Below are 13,428 nucleotides of genomic sequence, written 5' to 3'. Positions count from 1 at the left end.
TGCGTCGACACCTACCGCAAGAGGATGAAGTGGGCCCTTGGCAAGTAGCCTGATCCGCGCGGTTCAGTGGCGCGAGGACGACATTTTCGCTGTCAAATTCGGTAGTGGTCGGGTTGTCGGATTTCCAGCTCCCGACGGTTTCAAGGACTCCGTCCTCGGCATGACCATGGTCGAGTATCGACCATGGTCGAAGCGCCTCATATTCGAACGCGGCGCTGGCTTTGTGTACAACTGGGAGGTAGGTTCGCCCAGCAACTGGGCACCCCTCAAGGGCCGGCCGGTTGTATATCTCGATCAGAACCATTGGAGCACTCTGAGTAAACAGGTGTTCGCTCCACATAGGGTCTCACGAGCCGCGGAAGGAAACGCCGCTCGCGCGCTTCTTCAGCTAGCTGAGGCGAAAAAGGTTATTCTTCCCTTCTCTGCTGCTCACCTCTCGGAAACGGCGGCCTGGTCCAATGAGCGTGGGCGACTAGAGTTGGTGGACACAATTTTCTCCGGCAGCGGTGGCTGGCAAATGCTCGATCCTCTCAAGGTTCGGTCGGCCGAATTTCGGGCTTCCCTTCGAGCATCCGCAGGCCTGTCCAGTGAGCGCTTTCCAGATGTATTTACGCTTGCTCCGTTCGCAGCGCTGGATTCTGAGAAGCGGAATGTACGGTCCAACCACTCCTTGGATATCGTTCCTGACGGCTGGGAGTGGATCCATCAGATGTTGCTTTCGGCTGTAGTTTACGTTTCATGCATGATGGACCGTGCTCCTACACCACGCGGCAATCTAGATGGTTGGGTAGATCGAGTACGAGAGTTTTCTGAGTGGCTATCTGGGGAGAAGCAGCGGACCAAAGAACAGCGCCGTCGTGCTGCTTACGTGTTCGCGCTCTCTGATACGACCAACGAGGTGTCGAAGGCTGCTTTCGAGGTCGGCCTCACGCCTGATCAAATGAGCTATTGGAACAGGGCCACGTGGGACAGTGTCGAAATCGGAGCGCCAGGGATATCTCTCTTCCGAGCTGCAATGGTGGACAAGTTACTCGCAGGCTCGCCCTGGGAGGCGAACGATTTGACGGATCTCGTGTATCTAAGTACGGCCGCCGCCTATTCGGATCACGTTGTTGGTGAGCGTGGCACGATCGCGCTACTTCGTCAGGCGGCTGCGAGGCTCAAGCTGCCCGTCCAGCTGCATAGCAATCTCGCTTCTCTTGAAGCCGTTCTAACGACGACTCGCGTGCCGTCCCAGTGAGCTTTTGGCAGGCTTGCCTGCCGTCGCCTTTTCAGGCCGGCTGCGGGATAATTTCAAGGCATGCTAGCCGAATTGGCAGGCGAGCCTGCACGAACGACCGTCGGGGAACGCGAGGATTGTTGCCGTTAATCGACGGATCATCCATGTTCCGCTCCGTCCTAATTTGCTTACTATGGTGTTTGCGGCCGTCGCAGTCGTTAGAACCGTTTTTGTGCGCGCGACATGGCGACTAACACCAACCTTGCTTTGAGTTTCGGTCCCCTTTATGGTGTGCACATGTCCCTCCGCCTCGAAGAAGTTGTCATCGACTGCAGCGAACCATCCGCTCTCGCCCGCTGGTGGGAGGTGGCGACCGACTGGCAGGTCATCGATGAAGATGAGGACGGCGTCGAACTCGCGCCCGCGCCCGGGCAGACGCCGACGCTCATGTTCGTGAAAGTCGCCGATCAGAAGAGCGTCAAGAACCGACTGCACCTCGACTGGGTGCCCGACGATCAGCAGGCCGAAGTCGACCGCCTGATCGGGCTCGGCGCGACGCGCGTCGACGTGGGGCAGGGGGAGCAGTCGTGGGTGGTGCTGGCCGATCCCGAGGGCAACGAGTTCTGCATTCTCGCCGCGCGCTAGCTGGCCGTGAGTTGGATGTGCGTGACCGACGAGCCCTTGTCGCACGAGCGTGAGCGACATATCGTTAAGTATCGTTCGACATCCAATTATGCGAGGAGAACATCATGGCTAGTTCGTTCCCGACCGGTGGTTTCGGCGGAGTCAACGCCGACAGCATGTGGCAGACGATGGAGCAATTGCGCGCCAACTTCGAGAAGCGCGTCGGCGGCGGCACCCGCATGGGTCGCGGCGACGTGCGCGCGGCCGTTCTGGCCCTGCTCGCCGAGCGTCCCATGCACGGATACCAGATCATCCGCGAAATCGAAGAGCGCAGCGGCGGCAGCTGGAAGCCGAGCGCCGGCTCCGTCTACCCGACGTTGCAGCTGTTGAGCGACGAAGGACTCATCGGCGCCGAAGAATCGAACGGGCGGAAGACGTATGCGTTGACCGAGGCCGGGCGTGAGGTTGCCGCATCCCACACCGAATCGGCCCCCTGGGAGAGCGCCGCCAGCGAAGAAAAGACCGGGTTCACCGCGCTGCCCAAGGCCGGCGTCGAGCTCGCGCAGGCCGCCGCGCAGGTGGGCCGCACCGGTTCGCCCGAGCAGGTGAAGCAGGCCGTGGACGTGCTCGATGAGGCACGCCGCCGGCTCTACTCGATCCTCGCTCAGGACTGACCGGGGTGACATCGGCTCGGCCGGGTCGACAACACGCCGAAGCTGACGCAGAGGCGGCGGCGAGAGCGGGCGCCGGAAACACAAAAGCCCGCTATCGCCGCATCCTGCGGTTCGCCAGCTACCACCTCGCGGTGACCTGGTTCTACGAGCTGTTCCTACCGCGCATCGGCCTGCACAAAATCGCCGAACGCACCCGCACGCGGCGCATGAAGAAGTTTGCTCGCAAATTCCATGTGCTGGCGGTCGACCTCGGCGGGCTCATGATCAAGGTGGGGCAGTTCATGTCGTCGCGCCTCGACGTGCTGCCACCCGAAATCACCGCCGAACTCGAAGGCCTGCAAGACGAGGTGCCGCCGGTGCCGTTCCCCGCCATCCGCGCCCTCGCCGAACGCGAACTGGGCGTGCCACTCGGGCAAGCGTTCACCTGGGTCGACGAAATTCCCGTGGCCGCCGCATCCCTGGGGCAAGCGCACCGCGCACAGCTGACACCCATCGCCGCCGCCGACTCAGGGCTCACCCACGTCATGCTCAAAGTGCAGCGCCCCGGCATCGACACCATCGTCGACGTCGACCTGAAAGCGCTGCGCAAAGTGGGCGGATGGCTGAGCCACGTGCGCCTCGTCTACGACCGCGTCGACATGCCCGCGCTCGTCGAAGAGTTTGCCGCCACCAGCCTCGAAGAGATCGACTACCTGCACGAGGCGGCCAACTCGGAGCGTTTTGCGGCGGACTTCGTTGGTGACGACCGCGTGGATGTCCCCGCCATCGTGTGGGAGCGGACGACCCGACGCGTGCTCACGTTGCAGGACGTGACCGCTATCAAAATCAATGACCGCGAGGCGTTGCGCGATGCTGGGATTGACCCGGCTGAGGTTGCGCCCGTGTTTGCGGCCGTGATGTTTGATCAGCTCTTTACCAACGGGTTCTTCCATGCCGACCCGCATCCCGGCAATATCTTCGTCACGCCGGTTGCGCGGTGTGGTTCGAGTGCTGGCGCGGGGTCGGATGCTTCCTCTGCGGCAGGCGCGGCCGGAGGGCTTGGCTCAGCAGGCCTCGCCGATGCGGCAGAGGGCACGGATGCCGCGGCCACACGCGGATGGAAGCTCACCTTCATCGACTTCGGCATGATGGGCGAGGTCCCGAGCAACACCCGGAGTGGCCTGCGCAAACTACTCATCGCCGCCGCCTCACGCGACGGCAAGGGTCTGGTCGACGCCATCCGTGATGTGGGTGTGCTGTTGCCGACCGCCGACACCAACGAGCTCGAGCGCGCGATGACGCAGCTCTTCGCCCGCTTCGGCGGCATGGGGTTCGCTGAGCTACGTGAGGTCGATCCGCGGGAATTCCGCGACTTCGCCGAACAGTTTGGCGACGTGGTGCGGTCGCTGCCGTTCCAGCTGCCCGAGAACTTCCTGCTCATCATCCGCGCCATGTCGCTCGTGTCGGGTGTGTGTAGCTCGCTCGACCCCGCCTTCAACTTGTGGGACTCGGTCGAGCCCTATGCCCAACGTCTCATCCGCGACGAACGCGGCAACGTGGTGCAAGACCTCGGCCGCAAAGCCCTGGATGCAGCCACCCTCGCCGTGCGGCTGCCCGGCCGCCTCGACGGCCTCGTCACCCGCTTCGAGCAGGGCACGCTCTCTGTCGAAAGTCCGCGCCTCGAGCGCCGGGTCGCCCGAATCGAGCGCACGGCCCGCCGCATCGTCTCAGCTGTGCTGTTCGGGGGACTACTCGTTGCGGGCGCCATCGTCCGCGCCGACGACGTCGTCTTCGGCACCGTGCTGATGTGCGTGTCGGTGTTGCCGCTGCTGCACGCGCTATTTGGCGGCCGTCGAGGGGTCTGACGAACCGACTTTGCTCAAGACGCTGCGGCACGCACCAAGCGCGGTGTTTCGAAGCGCGTGGACGTCGGCGCCTAAATGAAGAATTTGCGGAGGTATTCGCGGAGCGGCTCGTCGCAGACATAGACGTAGGTGCCCCGCATCCCGCGTGTAAGCAGCACCCCGTAGATGTTGCGAACCAGCTTCAGAAGATCCTCATCGGTGTAGACCAGCCCGAGGGCAGGATTGTTCTCCTTGCCCTTTTTGTCGAAGTAGTGCGCGCGATCGAAAACGACGCGTTGTTGCTCGACGTCGAACCGCAGATCGGGCCCGATGATGACGCCTGCGTAGTTGAGGTCGTAGCCCTGGACCGTGTGAATGGAACCGACCTCGAATACCGAGGTCGACGAATTAATCCAGTCCTTCTGCGTTCGATTCCACTGCAACTCGATGCCGTCGATCTCAATATCGACCGCAGAGGCGTCGTTCTTGCTGTTCCAGTTCCAGGCGTAGCCGGCGAGCAGACGGGCGAGACCGAACTGCCCTTCTCTTTCCGCGAGTTCGGTGCGGAGGTCGCCAAGGTTGTCGAAAAGGCGGAAGTCGTAGTTGTCGAATGCCTGCGGTTCCGGGGCGTCGGCGGTCAGCATGGAGCGCACATAGCGGATGTAATCGCTGCCGCCAGCGACTCGCATTTGCGACGTCAGAGGGTACAGGCGATAGGCCGATCGTGCCGTGGCGACCAGTTTCTCGACGACCGCGGGCGGGAGGTCGGCGGGACGAACGCTCTGCGCGGCATCCAGCAGAAAGATCTGGTGCGTGCTCTTCTCCAAAATCCAGTCGAGCTGCGTCTTATGCAGGTCGTTCGAACCGAAAAGCGCTTCGGTGATTTCGGTGAACTTCTTGTTGAGCGGGCCAGAGGCCTGGTTAGCGCGCTGGTTGAGTCGGTGCGCTTCGTCGACGATCAGAAGGTCGAAATGTCCGGGATCGCCGCCGACCTCAAACGGTGTCATGACCCTCGTTGTCGTGAGGCCGGGGGTGCGCTTGAAAACACGCTCGATGGATTTGCGCAGCGACTGCTGCGGGACGACCAGGCCGACGCGAAGATCGCGCAACAGCTCGGGGGAGTCACCCAAGAAGAACTCGGAGAACACCGAATCGGCGTCGAGGTCTTCGGCGCCGGTCGAGTCGGCAATATCTCGAATGAGCTTCATGAGGTAGATCGCCACGATTGTCTTGCCGGTGCCGGGGTCGCCCTGAATCACGCTCATGCTGGCGGTATGCGAGCGGAGATCGGCAAACAGTCCCTCCAGGATGTCCTCGACCGCGGCCGCCTGGTCCACGTTCAGCGACTTGAATGGCGACAGCTTGAAGAGGTCGGAGTTGACGATCTCGGGGATCGTGCGTGTGAACAGTCCTTGCTGGAACAGCTCATCGAAGATTTCGGTGAAGGTCGCCTGGTAGCCCTGCCGGCCGAAGTACTCCGCATCCGTTATGCCGTCGTTGCGGTTGAGGACACGGAAACGCCCGTCGCCCGCCAAATACCGGATCAGGTAAGACTCGAGGTCCAGGGCTGCCGACTTGTTGAAGGTCTCATCGACGACAAGTCGGACGTCGGTGAGGTGCGATTTGGTTCCGGTCTGCTGGTGCTGCCGCATCCGACTGGCCACGTTGAGTGATTCGCCGACATAGATCTCTTGAGCGCCGGCCGAGCCCGAATCGATCGTGTAGACGACCGGCCAGTTGCGGTGCCGTTCATCGGACTCGGCCCATGCCTTCTGCTGCGCCGCAGAAAAGCTCAGGCGCTCGATCTCAAAGCTGGTCATATTTGTCGCTTCGACCGCGAGCTTTCTCGACCGGGTACTTTGCGCGCGTGACGGCCAGCTTGTCGAGCACGATCTGATCGGGGTCGACGCCCAGACGGTCAGCGAGGAGGAAGCAGTAGGTCAACACATCGGCCAATTCGGCCTGGACATCTGCGGTCTCAGCGTTGGAGTTCCACTGAAAGCACTCGAGTAGCTCGGCGGCCTCGATCGAGATGCTCTTCGCCAGGTTTTCGGGAGTGTGGAACTGGGCCCAGTCGCGTTCGGCCACGAAGGCGCGCAGGGCATCCTTGCTGGAAGACTCGGTCACAGTGACACCGTAGCAATGGTTCAGCTAATGCTGGATAGCCTTGGGGGGAGCGGGCGCAGCCCGACGACTTTCCGGATGGCTGGACCCCGCTTCTGCGGTTCGCCCAGTCCGGCGTGAATACACAAGGTGAGAGGGCGTCCGGCGTGAGCTTGGTTCGTTTGAATGATGTCGAGGTGCGGTACGAGAACACGCAGATCCTGCGGGAGGCGTCTTTTCGGTTGGAGAACAAAGACCGCGTCGGCGTCATCGGGCGGAACGGGTCGGGCAAGACTACGCTGCTGAAACTTGTGCTCGATCAGGTGCAACCCGACTCGGGAACCGTGAGCGTCGAGGCGGGCATCCGGATCGGCTATTTCTCTCAGTTCTCGGAGCTGGATGGCACCGCCACGATCACCGAGGTGCTCGACGCGTTGTTCGCCGACGTGCACGCCGTTGAAGATGAGCTGGCCTCTATCGACCTGGCGATCGGCGAAGGGGCCGACGGGGGAGCGCTCGACACACTGATCGAGCGCCAGGCCGAACTGTTCGGCGAGATGGAACGCCTCGACGGCTGGGACTACACGCGCAAGATCGACCAGGCGCTCACCACGCTGGGCTTCACCGAGGCGCACCGCACGTGCGCGATCGACGAGCTGTCCGGCGGATGGCGCAACCGGGCTGCCCTCGCGAAGATCGTGCTCGAGGAGCCCGACATCCTGCTGCTCGACGAGCCCACCAACTTCCTCGACGTGGCCGGCGTGGAATGGCTCGAGAATTGGTTCCGCGACTTCAAGGGCGCCGCCATCATCGTGTCGCACGACCGCAAATTCCTCGACGCCGTCGTGACCCGCATTGTGGAGGTCGAGAACTTCCACCTGCACGAATACCCGGGCAACTTCGCCGAATACATCGTGCAGAAGCAATTCCGGTTGAAGACCCTCGAGGCGCAGTTCAAACACGAGAACGAGCTGCTGGCGTTCGAGGCCGAGGGCATCGCCGACCGTCGCGAGGCCGCCAAGGCGTCGAGCAAGGGCCTGGGCAAACAGCTCGCCAACGTGAAGAAGTCTCGCGCGCCCCGGCCCGTCGACGACATCATCACCGAGATTTACTCGGGTCTGCACGTCAAGGATGTCCTGTGCCGCATCGTCGGGCTCACGAAGTCCTACGGCGCCCGCACGCTCTTCGAGGGGCTCGACCTCGAGATCCGCCGCGGCAACCGTATCGTCGTCCTCGGCGCTAACGGCAGCGGCAAGAGCACCCTGCTGCGCGTCCTCACGGGCGAAGAGAAGCAGGATGCCGGCAGCGCGGCGTGGGCCGGCGGCGTGAAAGTCGTCTCTTACAACCGTGTGCTCGACGAGCTGGATGACGACGACACCGTCACCCACGCCGTGAACGCCTACCCCGACAGCCTCGCCCTGACTGCAACCCGCAAGTCGGTCGGGCGCTTCCTCGACATGTTCCAGTTCTCGGAGGCCGACAAGAAGAAGCGCATCCGCGAGCTGTCAGGCGGTCAGCGGGCTCGTGTTGCGATGGCGCAGTGCTTGCTGTCGGGGGCATCCGTTCTATTGCTCGACGAGCCGACGAACCACCTCGACTTGGCCAGCACGCAGGTGATGGAGCGTGCGCTCGTGCACTTCCCGGGCGCTGTCGTGGTCGTGAGTCACGACCGGTTCTTCACCGACAAGGTGGCCAACCATGTGTTGGAGTTCGATGTCGCCGGTTCCGAGCCGGGCGAGATTACGGTGCGCGCGGCTTAAGCAGCCGCAGCCGCAGTCTCAATTGCGGCTGTCACGACGGCTATATAAGCAACCGCGACCGGTCGGGCTGAGTCGCCGCACATTCGAGCAGCGGCCCAGCCCGGCAAACGTTAGGCCGCAGCCCCACCCAGGAACTGCTTCATCGCCTCCGCGATCTCGGGCGACTTCGTGTGGTGGAGATAGTGATCCGCGTCGAGCAGGATGAGTTCGCCGCGCTCCGCGTGGGCCGCCTGCTTTTCGTGCAGCTCGGCCCAGCCCTCGACGCCCGTGTTGTTCTGCTGCGCGAAGAGGAGGACCGGCAGGTCGGCGGGGAAGGTGCGGCTCTCGGCCTCGGCGAAGTTGGGGGCGATGTGTTCCATCTCGTTGAGCATGGTGGGGCTCATCGAGTTCTTGTTCGCGAAGAGGGCCAGCTGCTCCTTCTGCGCGGCGGTGTAGGACGTGCCCGCGTAGGGGTCGTCGCTGAGACCCGCGATGAGGCGCACGAGCCCCAGGTTCTTGAGCGTGCCGAAGAGGCCGAGCGGGAGGTCAGCATCCATGCCGGGTTGGCCGGGGACGCTGGTGTCGATGCCGACGAAAGCGGTGACCTCGTCGCGGAAACGTTCGACGTAGTCGAGGGCGTAGATGCCGGCGATCGAGTGGCCCGCGAGCACATACTCGTCCACGCCCAGAGATGAGACGGCCTCGTGCACCTCGGAGGCGATGTTGGCGGTGGTGCGCGGGGTGTCGGTGTCGTCGCTGCGGCCGTAACCGAACGGTTCGACCGTGATGACGCGGTAGCTGTCGTCGAGCTCGTCGATGAGGGGCGCGAAGTCGATGGCGGGGGAGGCGGTGCCCTGGCCCGGCAGGAGCACGATGGTCTGCTCGCCCGAACCCTGGTCGACAACGTTCATCTTCTTGCCATCGACGTCGACCAGCTGGCCGTAGACCTGGCGGTCGGCGGCCTCCACATTGGTGGCGACGACGTTGACGGTGGCGGTCGTGCCGACGAAGACGACGGGGATCGCGACGAGGACGCCGACGACAATCAGGGTGACTTTGAGAGGTTTCTTCATTACTCGTTCCGGGTTCGGGTCTGGAAACAGGGCGCACGTATGCGCATACATCCTCAGGTTATGGGCCGAGCGCGGGTGGCAGCATCCGCCCTACGATGGATATATGGGTTTTCTCGACGAGTACGACGTCCGTTCCTTCCCCGCCGCAGTCACGCCGGAGGGTGGGGCCGAACCCGCGACGGCGGCGTGGCTCAACGCCGAGGCGCGAGGATTCCACGACTCCCGGCTGACCGGTAAGCGACTCGACGACGCTGCACAGGACCTCGTTGCCGACGGTCGCGAACTGGTGGGCGTGTATGCCCGCAGCGTTCCGACACACGCGCTCGGCACCGACATCCCGGTCGCCACGTTCTCGTCGTTCACCAGCACGCTCAACGTGGGCGCCCCCGAACTGCTGCCCGTGCACCTCGTGTCCAACGTGACGGTGCGCCCCACCCACCGGCGCAAGGGGATGCTGCGCCACATGATGACCGACAACCTGCGCGCCGCGGCCGACGCCGGGTTCGCCGTCGCCGCCCTGACCGCGTCGGAGGCCACCATCTACCGCCGCTTCGGGTTCGGCGCCGCCACCTGGCTGCACCATGTGAGCGTGATCACCGACTCGCGCTTCAAGCTGCTCGGCACGCCGAAGGGCCGCTCCGAGTTCATCGAGGCCGCGCAACTGACCGAGATCGCACCCGCCGTGTTCGCCGAGTTCCACGCCACGCACCCCGGCTCGGTCGAGCAGCACAACCGGCACTGGGACCACATCAGCGGCGTGCGCTACGACAAGGGTGACGAAGACCTCACGATCAATGCGGCCGTGCACTACGACCCGTCGGGTGCCATCGACGGCTACGTGTCCTACAAGATCCGCGACGTCTACAAAGACACCCAGACGCTCGAGGTGATCGAACTGGTCGCCACCAACGACGACGCCTACCTGGGCCTCTGGGACCTGCTCGCCTCGATCGACCTGAACGACCGGGTCGAATGGAACGGTGCCCCGGCCGAGGGACCCCTGCGCTGGGCGCTGACCGACGCGCGCCTCGTGAAGCCGACCGAGATCGAAGACCTGCTGTGGCTGCGCATCCTCGACGTCGTGCGAGCCTTCGAGGCGCGCAGCTATGTCGGCGAGGGCGAGATCGTGCTGGCCGTGACCGACGCGCTCGGTTATGCCGAGGGCACCTATCGGTTGCGCGTCTCCGGCGGCACGGCGCGGGTCGAGCGTGACGACAACGCGAATCCGGATGTCTCACTCGAGGCCCCCGCCCTGGCGTCACTGTATTTGGGCGGCGTCGACCCTCTGACCTTGCGCGCAGCCGGCCTGCTCGACGAGCGCACGCCCGGCGCGGTCCTGCGCCTACGCGGACTGCTCGCGCCCACGGCCCCCGTCTACGGCATCTCGCACTTCTAGACCGTCGCCGGAACGAACGGATGCCCCGACCAGCAATGCGCTGGTCGGGGCATCCGTGTCTCACCCGAAGGTGTCGGGCGTCGTGCTCAGCCCGAGGCCGCAGCCGCGGCTACACCTCCTCGGAGGACGACGAGCCGTCAGCCGTCGTCGACGCGGCAGCCAACCGCTGACGTCGACGCAGCATCATGAAGGCCGCACCCGCCAGCAGCAGCACGGCGGCCGCCGTGCCGAGCGGGATCATTCCGGCCGCACCCGTCACGGGCAGGCCCGACCCGCCGATGAGCACGGGCGGCTGCGCGGCCGGGTCACCGGTCACCGGGGGAGCGGGCGTCGCGCCGCCGTCGACCGGGGGAGCCGTCGGGTCGGGCGTCGGCACGGCCGCGGGGGTGACCTCGATGAGCACGCTGCCCGTCGCGGTGCCCACCGTCGCCGTGAGGGTGTGCGGGCTGGCCGTCGGGAACGTGACGGTGTTGCCCGCGATCACATCGGTGGCGACCGAGCTCGTGAAGGTCGCGAGGTCGGTGACGTCGCCGAGCGAGGTGCCGTCGGCGTCGAAACCCTCGGCCGTGAGTGTCACGGTGTCACCCTGGTCGACCGTCGTGTCACTCGCCGTGACCTTGACCGTCGTGGTCGCCTGGGCGACCGTGAACCAGCGGGCGTAGACCGTGGCATCCGCGGCGAGAGGCGCCGTGAAGTCGAACGGAACCGTGAAGCCGGCATCGGCGAACCAGCCCGCGAAGATGCGGTCGTCGTCGGTCGGCTCGGCGGGTTCGACGGGGGCCGAACCGTAGGCCACGGTCTGCGGCTCGATGGCCGTGCCTTGGCCGCCCAGGTCGAAGCTCAGGGTGCTGGGGGCCGGAGCGCCCAGACCCTCAGCGGCCGCAGCGGCGGCGAGACCGCCGACGACGGGCAGCGTGATGCTCGACTGCTTCGCGTCGACCGTGACGGTCGCACTCGGCGTGCCGGCGACGAAGCCGGACAGGTTCGTCGTCACGACGACACCGATGCGGTGACCGGCGGGGAACACCTGGTCGTAGGGCTCGAGCGGCCACTCGAAGTCGTACTTCTGGCCGGGCGTCACGGGTGTGGCCTGGCCGTCGACGAGCGTGTCGCGGTTGGAGGAGTCGAGCACGCCTCGGCTGGCGCGCCAGAAGTCGGCCGTCGCGGTGCGGCGTTCGACCTCGAGGTAGCAGGCATTGTCGTACTGCGACTGAGCGCCCCAGCAGGAGCGGTTGGCGGTGTTCTGCACGCCGTCACCCGTGCCGCGCGGGGTGCGCGCGGCCGTGCCGTAGTCGACGAGCATCGCGGCCAGGTTGGACTGGCCCTGGCTGAGCGACGCCGACAGGTTCACGATGGGCGTGCCCGAGATGCGCAGATCTTTCGTGAGCGGTTCGGACAGGAAGGTGAGGCGCGTTCCCTGCTGGCCCTCGGGGGCCGTGATGAGGGATGTCTCGTTCGGCGCGTTCGCGGGGCCGGTGAAGGTCAGCGTCTCGGCGCCCGTGCCCGGTGCGAGCAGCAGGTCACCGGCGGCGCCGGCCTCGGTTCCGGCAAGGTTGACCGAGACGTTCTCGGTTCCCGGGGCGGGCCAGCTCGCGGCATCCTGCCAGACGTTCGGCTGCATCTCGACCGTGGCCTGGGGCTCGGACATGATGCCGTTCTGCACGTCCATCAACCAGAAGTCGAACCACTTGTGCAGGGTGTCGACCCACTCGGCTCGGCGGGCGTCGAACGGGTCGACGTGGCCGAGTCGCGGCAGCCACACCTTGCGCGGCACGTTGTTCTCGGCCAGGGCGGACCACCATTCGCCGAACTGGCTCATGCGCACGTTGTCGTCGTTGAGGCCGTGCACCGCGAAGACGGATGCCTTCACGTTGTCGACGTCGTTTTGGTAGTTGCGCTCGTCCCAGAACGCGTTCACGTCGCCGGTCTCGTCGCCGTCGACCAGGTTCATCTCGTCGCGCGTCGGTGCGCACAGGTCTTTGCGGTCGGGGTTGGTGACGTTGTTCGAGAGGCCCGCCGGGTAGTTGGTGTTGTGGCGGATTCCGTTGGTGCGCGAGTAGCGGTACCAATCGCTGATGGCCGCGATCGGGACGATGGTCGTGAGGCCGGGAACGCCCGTGGCCGCGACGCCGTTCGAGAGCGTGCCGTCGTAGGACTTGCCGATCATGGCGGCCTTGCCCGAGTGCCAGGCGGCCGTCTGCGCGGCGCCCTCGTCGTCGTAGCCGGGGACGCGTCCCTGCAGCCAGTCGATGACGACCTTCATGCTCTTGATGTCGCCCTCGCCGCCGTGCATCGGGCAGCCCGTCGAGTTGCCGGTGCCGTTCATCTGGGCGTGGATCACGGCGTAGCCGCGCGGCACGAAGTAGTTGTCGTAGAACAGCGGGAAGAGGTCGGCGGCGCCGTCGCCGTCGTTGTCGGTGAGCAGCTGGGACTCGTTGCCGCGCCCGACGGTCGTGTAATAGGGGCTGGGGTCGATGATCGCGGGAACCTTCAGAGCGCCGTCGCTCTCCTTCGGCCGGATGATGTCGATCGCGGTGACGTCGGTGACGCCATCCCGGTCTTGGTCGACGCCCTCGACGGGAATGAAGACGCGCTCACGCACCGCGGTCTCGTAGTCGAAGATTGCCTCGGTTTTGCCGCCGACGACCGAGATGCCCGCGGGGGTCGCGGCCTGGGCGGTCACGGGGGCCAGTGTGCTGCCGATCACGGCCACGGCGAGGGCACCGACGATGGTGACGCGCCGGGCACGGTTCTGGGGCTGTTGTTCCGCCGGCCTG

At 65.0% G+C, this 13,428-nt stretch carries 10 protein-coding genes; 6 read left to right on the top strand and 4 right to left on the bottom strand.

The features are described from left to right. Positions 1–37: 37 nt before the first annotated feature. From ACUWEX_RS09280 to ACUWEX_RS09265, 4 genes are all read left to right on the top strand, one after another. The gene (locus ACUWEX_RS09280; protein ID WP_445996048.1) at positions 38–1,240 is read left to right on the top strand and encodes a hypothetical protein; all 1,203 of its coding nucleotides are present in this window, start codon (positions 38–40) and stop codon (positions 1,238–1,240) included. A gap of 276 nt (positions 1,241–1,516) precedes the next feature. Next, complete coding sequence (locus ACUWEX_RS09275; RefSeq protein WP_445996047.1) at positions 1,517–1,864, top strand: VOC family protein; 348 nt, start codon at positions 1,517–1,519, stop codon at positions 1,862–1,864. A gap of 104 nt (positions 1,865–1,968) precedes the next feature. Further along, entirely contained in the window at positions 1,969–2,517 is a 549-nt protein-coding gene (locus ACUWEX_RS09270; RefSeq protein WP_077053006.1) for a PadR family transcriptional regulator, read from the top strand. A gap of 5 nt (positions 2,518–2,522) precedes the next feature. Then, entirely contained in the window at positions 2,523–4,361 is a 1,839-nt protein-coding gene (locus tag ACUWEX_RS09265) for an ABC1 kinase family protein (RefSeq protein ID WP_445996046.1), read from the top strand. A gap of 71 nt (positions 4,362–4,432) precedes the next feature. Here the strand turns inward: ACUWEX_RS09265 and ACUWEX_RS09260 are convergent, their stop codons facing one another. Beyond that, complete coding sequence (locus tag ACUWEX_RS09260) at positions 4,433–6,160, bottom strand: DNA/RNA helicase domain-containing protein (protein WP_445996045.1); 1,728 nt, start codon at positions 6,158–6,160, stop codon at positions 4,433–4,435. Continuing rightward, positions 6,147–6,467, bottom strand: a complete 321-nt coding sequence (locus ACUWEX_RS09255) for a nucleotide pyrophosphohydrolase (protein WP_079727812.1) — start codon at positions 6,465–6,467, stop codon at positions 6,147–6,149. Before ACUWEX_RS09255 ends, ACUWEX_RS09260 begins: the two co-directional genes overlap by 14 nt. A 143-nt stretch (positions 6,468–6,610) precedes the next feature. Here ACUWEX_RS09255 and ACUWEX_RS09250 point away from each other — a divergent pair, with 143 nt between their 5' ends. Beyond that, positions 6,611–8,203, top strand: coding sequence for an ABC-F family ATP-binding cassette domain-containing protein (locus ACUWEX_RS09250; RefSeq protein ID WP_445996044.1), 1,593 nt, complete (start codon positions 6,611–6,613; stop codon positions 8,201–8,203). 110 nt (positions 8,204–8,313) lie between these two features. On the opposite strand, the gene ACUWEX_RS09245 is transcribed toward ACUWEX_RS09250, so the two are convergent. After that, a complete protein-coding gene (locus tag ACUWEX_RS09245; protein WP_445996043.1) occupies positions 8,314–9,255 on the bottom strand; it encodes an alpha/beta hydrolase in 942 nt (313 codons plus the stop codon). A 103-nt stretch (positions 9,256–9,358) separates the two neighbouring features. On the opposite strand from ACUWEX_RS09245, the gene ACUWEX_RS09240 reads away from it, so the two are divergent. After that, positions 9,359–10,651 carry a GNAT family N-acetyltransferase gene (locus ACUWEX_RS09240; RefSeq protein ID WP_445996042.1) on the top strand — a complete coding sequence of 431 codons (1,293 nt, stop codon included), beginning with the start codon at positions 9,359–9,361 and terminating at the stop codon, positions 10,649–10,651. 109 nt (positions 10,652–10,760) lie between these two features. Here ACUWEX_RS09240 and ACUWEX_RS09235 read toward each other — a convergent pair whose 3' ends face one another. Continuing rightward, on the bottom strand, positions 10,761–13,334 hold the full coding sequence (locus tag ACUWEX_RS09235) for a CocE/NonD family hydrolase (protein ID WP_445996041.1): 2,574 nt from the start codon (positions 13,332–13,334) through the stop codon (positions 10,761–10,763). Between the last annotated feature and the right edge of the window lie 94 nt (positions 13,335–13,428).

Source organism: Okibacterium fritillariae, from assembly GCF_052783725.1.
The sequence above is the reverse complement of the archived record's forward strand: the minus strand, read 5'-3'. Positions and strand labels throughout refer to the sequence as shown.

Bases quoted from the DNA above. Each gene is read 5' to 3' on its own strand.
- ACUWEX_RS09275 (WP_445996047.1), top strand. From the start codon at position 1,517: ATGTCCCTCCGCCTCGAAGAAGTTGTCATCGACTGCAGCGAACCATCC.
- ACUWEX_RS09270 (WP_077053006.1), top strand. From the start codon at position 1,969: ATGGCTAGTTCGTTCCCGACCGGTGGTTTCGGCGGAGTCAACGCCGAC.
- ACUWEX_RS09260 (WP_445996045.1), bottom strand. From the start codon at position 6,160: ATGACCAGCTTTGAGATCGAGCGCCTGAGCTTTTCTGCGGCGCAGCAG.
- ACUWEX_RS09245 (WP_445996043.1), bottom strand. From the start codon at position 9,255: ATGAAGAAACCTCTCAAAGTCACCCTGATTGTCGTCGGCGTCCTCGTC.
- ACUWEX_RS09240 (WP_445996042.1), top strand. From the start codon at position 9,359: ATGGGTTTTCTCGACGAGTACGACGTCCGTTCCTTCCCCGCCGCAGTC.